Source organism: Fusobacterium perfoetens, from assembly GCF_021531475.1.
Lineage (GTDB): Bacteria > Fusobacteriota > Fusobacteriia > Fusobacteriales > Fusobacteriaceae > Fusobacterium_B.
This window is the reverse complement of record NZ_JADYTX010000011.1, coordinates 46890-53085: the sequence shown is the minus strand read 5'-3', so window position 1 is coordinate 53085 and position 6196 is coordinate 46890. Positions and strand designations below refer to the sequence as shown.

General features: G+C 31.0%; 6 protein-coding genes. All 6 read right to left on the bottom strand.

Going from position 1 to position 6196, the window contains the following annotated elements:
* Nucleotides 1–109 precede the first annotated feature (109 nt).
* Genes I6E15_RS04000 through I6E15_RS03975 form a run of 6 tightly spaced genes read right to left on the bottom strand, consistent with a single transcriptional unit; the run spans nt 110 to nt 6155 of the window.
* Nucleotides 110–1894 carry a polysaccharide deacetylase family protein gene (locus I6E15_RS04000; protein WP_235244662.1) on the bottom strand — a complete coding sequence of 595 codons (1785 nt, stop codon included), beginning with the start codon at nt 1892–1894 and terminating at the stop codon, nt 110–112.
* Between the two features lie 9 nt (nt 1895–1903).
* Nucleotides 1904–2206 (bottom strand): hypothetical protein, encoded by a 303-nt coding sequence (locus I6E15_RS03995; protein ID WP_235244629.1) that lies wholly within the window; start codon nt 2204–2206, stop codon nt 1904–1906.
* A 12-nt stretch (nt 2207–2218) separates the two neighbouring features.
* Entirely contained in the window at nt 2219–3250 is a 1032-nt protein-coding gene (locus tag I6E15_RS03990; RefSeq protein WP_235244613.1) for an alpha/beta hydrolase, read from the bottom strand.
* Nucleotides 3251–3285: 35 nt separating this feature from the next.
* Nucleotides 3286–4674, bottom strand: coding sequence for an asparagine--tRNA ligase (gene asnS, locus I6E15_RS03985; protein WP_235244610.1), 1389 nt, complete (start codon nt 4672–4674; stop codon nt 3286–3288).
* A gap of 8 nt (nt 4675–4682) precedes the next feature.
* On the bottom strand, nt 4683–4871 hold the full coding sequence (locus tag I6E15_RS03980; RefSeq protein WP_177160304.1) for a DUF896 domain-containing protein: 189 nt from the start codon (nt 4869–4871) through the stop codon (nt 4683–4685).
* 60 nt (nt 4872–4931) lie between these two features.
* Nucleotides 4932–6155: an FtsW/RodA/SpoVE family cell cycle protein gene (locus I6E15_RS03975; protein ID WP_235244608.1), complete on the bottom strand. Its 1224-nt coding sequence runs from the start codon at nt 6153–6155 to the stop codon at nt 4932–4934.
* Nucleotides 6156–6196: the final 41 nt, after the last annotated feature.

Below are 6196 nucleotides of genomic sequence, written 5' to 3'. Positions count from 1 at the left end.
TTAACTCCTGCATCATACAGGAATCAATCCTTATTAATCAACAATTAAAATATATGTCTAAGAAAATGGGTTCACTACAAATCATCAATTTTTAACAGCTCCTAAATTTTTATTTCTTTCTCTTCTCTCTCTTTACCTTAACAAAATTATATTTTCCGCTAACCTTTCTTTTAAAGCTAAACATATTATTTTTAGGGAAGATAGCTATTCTTCTTATTTGGAATAAATCCTCAGAAAAAGATAAACTTCCGCTATCTGTCGCCACAGCAAACTGATAACCAGCCTCTTTTACAACAGATTTTACCTCTTCATTAAGACTTCCATAAGGATAAGCAAAGACATTCATATTTCTTCCAAGCTTTTTATCTAAAATCTCTTTTGATTCTAGTATCTCACGTCTAGCATCTGAAATCTCAAGCTCAGCTAATTTAGGGTGAGTTAGAGTATGTCCCCCAAACTCTATTCCATAATCCTGCATCTCTAGGATTTGTTTATCACTCATAAGCTCAAATCTTTCTTCAGGATTTTCTTTTACATCAACGTCCCACTTATTATATTTTACCTCTCCTAAAAGATAGATAGTTGCCTTAAATCCATATTTTTTAAGAATTGGGAAAGCCACCTCATAGTTATCTGTATAACCATCATCAAAAGTTATCATTATCCATTTATTTCCCTTGTTAAATCTATCTCTCCATTTTCCATTTTTAATATCTTCAAAAGTTATAGTTTGATAACCACTCTCTTTTAGATATTTCATCTGCTCATCAAAAACTTTATCCAATACATAGATTCCGTGGACACCTTTTACATCATTTTCTCTTATGATTCTATGATACATAATAACAGGAATATCATATTTTTTCTTTAGTACATATTGTCTTGCATATATCTTTTCAATCTCGTCTATTATCTTATCAAAAGAAAAGTTTTCTTCGATTACTCCTCTTAGTTCTAAAAGTTCTCCCTCTTCCATCTCAAAAGATTTTTCTATATCTTTTAAAACACCACTTACATCTACACCTTTTGCTTTAGGATTAACGTCTCCAAAGTTACTAGCAAGAGATTTTTTTATACTCTCCCTTGTTACAAGCCCTAGATATTCTTGTTCTCCCACAGCTATAACAGGTCTTCCAGATAAAATCCCCTCGATAGCCACTCTACCAGCACCGATTATTAAATCTGATTTTTTTATCTCCTCAGGTACATTATTTACATATCCCAAGAAATTAACTCTGTTTTCAAATTTTTTAAAACTTTCAGGTATCTCTTTACCACCGATTACTTGTACTGTGTAACTATCATCAACACAGATTTTTTCAAGTAAGTCATAGCATACATCACCTTTAGGACCAGATAGTCTACCTATGATTGATATTATTTTTTTATTATTTTTTGGCATACTAGAAAAACTATATTCTTCTAAGCCCACAGGATTTCTCAATACACAAAGTTTATCCTCTTTAACTCCTAGACATTCCACAAGTTGATTATATATATTTTCACAGACAGTTATCCCAAAATCCCCAAAACCTTTTATAACTTTTCTACTAAAATGTATTGGTTGTCTACCGTGAGTAGTAGTTACAAGAGGGATACCAGCTATTTTACAAGCTATTGCCGAACTCCAAGAAGATGCTCTAGAGTGAGCGTGTACCACTTGAATATCTTTTTCTCTTATAATTTTCAAAAGTTTTTTTACTTGGTCTACTCTTTGCCCAAGACTTCTCTTATTAAATTCTATTTTAAAATACTCAGCATCAGTTGGTTTTGTCAAAGTATCCGAAACAATATATACTTTATTTCCTCTTTTTATAAGCTCATCAGCCAAAGTTACGCCGTAAACCTCAGCCCCTGTTACTTCCAGTTGAGAAAGAGCCATTAATATATTCATAACATCTCCTTAATCTTTCAAATCATTTATAATTCCACGATAGTATCTTATCTCTTTAGAATATCTATCTACAATATTTTTATCAAGCCTTTTATAATTTTCATTTCTCTCATAAAGTTGTCTTTCAAAGATAACAAATCTCTTATCCAACTTTTTCAAATCTCTTTTTGTCATAGGTTCTTCCAAAGTTTTATTAAAATCTCTTACAAGCTCATCATATTTTATCAAAAATTCATATTGCTCATAATACCTCATCACAGTACAAGAGGAAAAGGCAAGAGCAAATACAACAAATAAAACTATTTTTTTCATTTTGACCTCTTTTTAGTTCACTTTATCACTAAAATATCTTAAGAAAGTTCCAATATCTTTAGATATATATTCCCAAGTATGATACTCGTTTTTATAGATATATCCCTTAAAATCAACCTTGTATCTTTTTAGTCTTCCAACAATATCAGTCCATTGTTGTAACATAAGATATGGTTCTTTATCCTCTTCCCCAACACTTATATAGATATATTTTCCCACAAACTTCTCAGGGTTCATTCTTTTTATAATTGTATAGGGGTCTTGTTTTAATATTCTCCAACCCCAAGGGCTAAAGATTCTCAAGAAATTTATTTTATCCTGATTTTTCTTAAATAAAAATCTAGGAATATACAAGTATCTCATAAGTCTTAAGACACGTCTATTAAGGCTCATTCTTATAATACTTACAGCCCCAGAAAAACTTCCAATCACATCAAATTTTTCTATATATTTAAGTCCTATCTTTAGAGCTGCGTAACCTCCCATAGAAAATCCAGCTATACCAATCTTTCCATTAGGAGATATTTTCTTTACTTCATTATATAGTGTGTCTGTAATATAGTTTTCATATTTATGGTCATTATCCTTATAGAAATTACTATACCAGCTCTGTCTATCAAAACCAGAGTCAGCCACCACAAATATCATAGGTTTTATGATTTTTTTATCAATAAGCTCAAGATAATTTTCTAGCAAATGTCCCCTTGTTATCCAGTCCTCAGAATAATCTCTTATACCGTGGAAAAGTATAAGGACAGGGAGATTTTCCAAACTTTCATCTATTGGAGTTATAAGAAGATAACGCATCTTCTCTTTTACGTGGGGAGATTTTAAAAACCTCTCTTCTATCTTCATTCTATTATCTTGTTTTGTAAGAGAATAATTTTTTACGTGTTTTTTATATTCCTTTACACAGGTTACCTCTTCATACCCTTTTACACGAGCCAATTTTCTCTTTAGTCTTTTTTCAGCTACTTCGTCCCTTGTTTTATATAAATAAAAAAGGAGACAAAAATATAAAACAGCTATCAAAAGTTTTAACATAATTTTATCTCCTTTCAAAATATTTTTAATTTTTATTAGAATTCAGCATTACCTGGAGTTCTTGGGAATGGGATTACGTCACGGATATTTGTCATACCTGTAATGTACATCATCATTCTTTCAAATCCTAAACCATATCCAGAGTGAGGGAAACTTCCAAATCTTCTTAAGTCAAGATAGAATTTGTAATCCTCTTTGCTAAGTCCACATTCGTCCATTTTTCTTTCTAGGATTTCAACGTCGTCTTCTCTTTGAGAACCTCCGATGATTTCTCCGATTCCTGGTGCTAATAAGTCCATAGCTCTTACAGTTTTTCCATCTTCGTTAAGTTTCATATAGAATGCTTTTATTTCTTTTGGATAGTCTACTAAGAATACTGGTTTTCCAAAGTGTTTTTCTGCTAAGAATCTTTCGTGTTCACTTTGTAAGTCGATTCCCCATTTAACAGGATAGTCAAATTTTTGTCCAGATGCTAGTAATATATCTATTGCCTCTGTATAAGTTACTCTTGCAAATTCGTTGTTTAATACGTTGTTTAATTTGTCGATTAAACCTTTTTCTATAAATTGGTTAAAGAAAGCGATTTCTTCAGGACAGTTGTCCATTACATATTTTATGATATATTTTACCATAGCCTCAGCTAAATCCATATTAGCTGTTAAGTCAGCAAAAGCGATTTCAGGTTCTATCATCCAGAATTCAGCAGCGTGTCTTGATGTATTAGAGTTTTCAGCTCTGAATGTTGGTCCAAATGTATAGATATTTCTAAATGCTGAACAATAAGTTTCAGCATTTAATTGTCCACTAACTGTTAAGCTAGTTGTTTTTCCAAAGAAGTCTTTTGAGTCATCAACTTTTCCATCTTCTTTTTTAGGAAGTTTGTTAAGGTCTAGAGTTGTAACTCTAAACATCTCTCCAGCTCCCTCACAGTCAGAAGAAGTTATAATTGGAGTATGTACATATATGAAGTTTTGTTCTTGGAAAAATTTATGTATTGCATAAGCTAGAACTGATCTTACTCTAAATACTGCTGAGAAAGTATTTGTTCTTGGTCTTAAGTGTGCAATATCTCTTAAATATTCAAATGTTTGTCTTTTGTTTTGTAGTGGATAATCTAAGCTTGCTTTTTGGATAACATCTATTTTTGTTGCAACAATTTCAGATGATTGTCCTTTTCCTTCAGATTCTTTAAATACTCCACAAACTCTTATTGATGAAGAGATAGATAAGTGAGATATTTCTTCAAAGTTTTCTAATTCTGCTCCATATACTACTTGTATTCCTTTAAAGAAAGAACCATCATTTACTTCTATAAATCCGAAATTCTTTTGGTCTCTTAACTTTCTTACCCAACCAGAAATTTCAATCTCTTTTCCTAGTAGTTCTTTTTCTTTTCTGTAAAGTTCTCTAACTGTTACTTTCATCTTGCCCCCTAATTTAATTTATCTTTACTGTCTACAATTTTTATACTATCTAAATGCCCTCTTACTTGAGCTCTAAATTTTTCTAAATAAAGTTTTCTATATTTTTCTCTCTCTGCTTTCTCTTCCACTGTAAGTTCTCTCTCTTTAGAAAGCTTTGAAAAATAATTTACTTTTGTTATTATATCTTTCATTTCCATTTTCTATTTTTCCTCCAATCTCAATGAAATAATTATACAGTTTATTTTCACTTTTGTCAATTATTTAGAGGCTGTATAATTATTTACACTCAGTACTATTCCGATTCCAGTTAGTATAGTTATTATCGAACTACCCCCATAACTAAAAAGTGGCATAGGTATTCCAAAAACTGGTAAAAGTCCCACTGCTACAAAAAGATTTATAAGGACTTGTGTTATTATCATTCCTGCTACACCTACTACTAGATATTTTCCAAAATAATCCTTTGAAGTCATAGCTATATTCATTGATATATTATAAAGAATAAGATACATAGCCACAATAAGCATAACTCCAAAAAGTCCAAACTCCTCTCCAAATAACGCCATTATAAAGTCTGTATGAATCTCTGGTAAGTAGCTAAACTTTTGTACTCCGTTACCATATCCCACTCCAAAAAGTCCACCGTTTCCAAAAGCCAAAAGTGATTGTGCCACTTGATAACCTATATCGATATTTCCTGTATATCCGTCGTTTATTATTCCGTCAACATACATTATTATTCTTCTTGCTTTATATCCTCCGCCAATCTTTTCTCCATACTTATAAATAAAAGTAAGAAGTCCAAAACCTAAAGCTCCAAAACCTCCAATGACAGAGAATACCACTTTTAATTTTATATTTGTAAAGAAAAGCAAAATCATATAGATAGCCATATAATGTATTGCTGTCCCTAAGTCATTTTGAAAAATAATAAGAAGTATAAATGGAACTAACACAACAGAGCTATTTCTTATTCTTACCCAAACACCTTCTTTTAAAGTTTCCCCTTTGGCTAAAACCATAGCGAGAAGAATTATAAAAGCAAGTTTTAATATCTCAGCTGGCTGTATCCCTAATCCTCCAATTCTTATCCAACCGTAAGCACCATTTATCTCACGAACTATCCCTAGCCCATTAAAAAATCTTCCAGCTATTACCATAAAAGCCAAAAGACCTAGAGAGCCAAAATATATAAATCTAAAAAACAGATTTTTATTAAACTTTCGATAATCTAGTGTACTTACAAAAAAACCAACAGTAGACCCAACAAACATAAAAAGCAGAGTCATTGGAAGACTAAAAAGTTTTCCCTCATAATCAGATACACTATACAGATTAATCAAAGATATAACCATCAAAGTTCCAACCAAGAAAAATATATATCTTCTTTTTGATTTTATCTCAACAGTCAATCTTTCCAAATTAAGTTCTTTATCAACTTGATTTTTTTCATAATAAATACTATTATTTTCTACTTTCACTGATTCACCTTTTATTTTTTAAATAATATTAATTATACCAC